General features: G+C 46.0%; 2 protein-coding genes. Both read left to right on the top strand.

All coding sequences use genetic code 11. The features are described from left to right. A partial coding sequence (locus tag VNK96_04055) for a flavodoxin-dependent (E)-4-hydroxy-3-methylbut-2-enyl-diphosphate synthase (GenBank protein HWP30888.1) occupies positions 1 to 439 on the top strand: 439 nt, incomplete at its 5' end. Continuing rightward, complete coding sequence (locus VNK96_04050; protein HWP30887.1) at positions 436 to 954, top strand: histidine phosphatase family protein; 519 nt, start codon at positions 436 to 438, stop codon at positions 952 to 954. The genes VNK96_04055 and VNK96_04050, both read left to right, overlap by 4 nt. Positions 955 to 1,721: the final 767 nt, after the last annotated feature.

Raw genomic sequence — 1,721 nt, 5'->3', positions numbered from 1 at the left:
CATCGGGACGCTTTTGGCAGAAGGAATCGGCGATACGATTCGCATTTCTTTAGCGGAGGACCCGATTCATGAAATTTCCGTTTGCTATGATTTATTGCAAGCCCTCGGATTGAGACGCACGAAAACGGAATTCATCGCTTGCCCTTCTTGTGGACGCACGAAATTCGACTTACCGACGGTTTTCCAAAAGGTCAAGGAGGCAACACAGCATCTAACAGGATTGGACATCGCGGTCATGGGTTGCATCGTGAACGGTCCTGGCGAAATGGCGGATGCAGATTACGGTTACGTGGGGAAAGCGGGGGGGATGATCGCTCTCTATCGAGGTAAGGAACTCGTGAAGAACAACATTCCGCAAGAAAAAGGTGTTGAAGAACTCATCCAACTTCTCAAAAACGACGGAGTTTGGACCGACCCCCCCGACACTTTGAAAAAATGACTCCGAAAGTTTTGTTCTTCGTTCGCCACGGCGAAGTCGATAATCCGAAAAGGGTAGAATATCACCGCCTACCCGGTTTCCCTTTGACAGAAAAAGGGCGAGATGAAGCGAAATCCGCAGGAAGATATCTCGCACCGCAAGGTATTTCTCTTTTGTATTGTTCTCCTCTGATGCGTACGGAACAAACTGCTGAAATTATTTCTACACTTTGCGAAAACGTTCCCATCCGAAAGGAAGAGAGAATCAACGAAATCGGTGAACACGAAACTCCCGAAGAATGCGTCAAGCGTATGAAGGAGTTTTACGAAGAATGGCTTCATTCGGATGTCTTGACAGCGGCCGCTGTTGGACACCGCGATCCCTTTCGTTTGCTTTTCATCGTTTTAAGTGGATTGCCACCCTGGCCTCATATTCGAAATACATCACTTTTTCCGATGCCTACAGGCTCGATATATCGTGTAGAGCCTCGAATATCCCCACCATTGATAGAACTCGTCCACACACCCCCTCCGTAAGGTTCCCCCTGCTAAAGCAAGGGGAACCGGTGTCTTGGAGAGCTCGATTTCTATATTTAGAGAGCTCGATTTCTATTTTGTGAATGATTTGAATTTTCAGGTCGAATCTAGGAAAAACCGGTTCTCCTTCGAGCAAACCAAATTCGTTCGTGAGATCTGACATCAGATACCGGTTCCCCTTCGTGCGAAGCGAAGAGGGGGAACCTTCAAGGAGGGGGTGACTCATTCTTGCTATCGAAAAAATAATTCAATACCATTTAGATAAATAATTCAGCAACACTGTCAAACATCGGGTTCTTTGATTACTACGAGACCCCCTCCGTAAGGTTTCCCCTGCTAAAGCAAGGGAAAGCGGTTATAATCGATTCACAAAGAATCTTAGAAAAAAATCTGAAAAAAGAGTTATGGGCTCACGATCGCATGGGTTTATAGGACCCCCTCCGTAAGGTTCCCCCTGCTAATGCAAGGGGAACCGGTGTCTTAGAGAGCTCGATTTCTATTTTGTGAATGATTTGAATTTTCAGGTCGAATCTAGGAAAAACCGGTTCTCCTTCGAGCAAACCAAATTCGTTCGTGAGATCTGACATCAGATACCGGTTCCCCTTCGATCTACTCGAATTCGTCCTCAAGGTCTACTATGTTAGAATCCGGTTCCCCTTCGAGCGAAGCGAAGAGGGGGAACCTTTAAGGAGGGGGTAATTCAATTGCTATCGAAAAACTTTCACTACCGATTATTCGAAAGTAAATTTACAATCGCATTTTCGAAA

It is taken from the genome of Fimbriimonadales bacterium (genome assembly GCA_035559795.1).
GTDB lineage: Bacteria > Armatimonadota > Fimbriimonadia > Fimbriimonadales > ATM1 > DATMAR01.
This window is presented reverse-complemented; position numbering and strand designations above follow the sequence as displayed.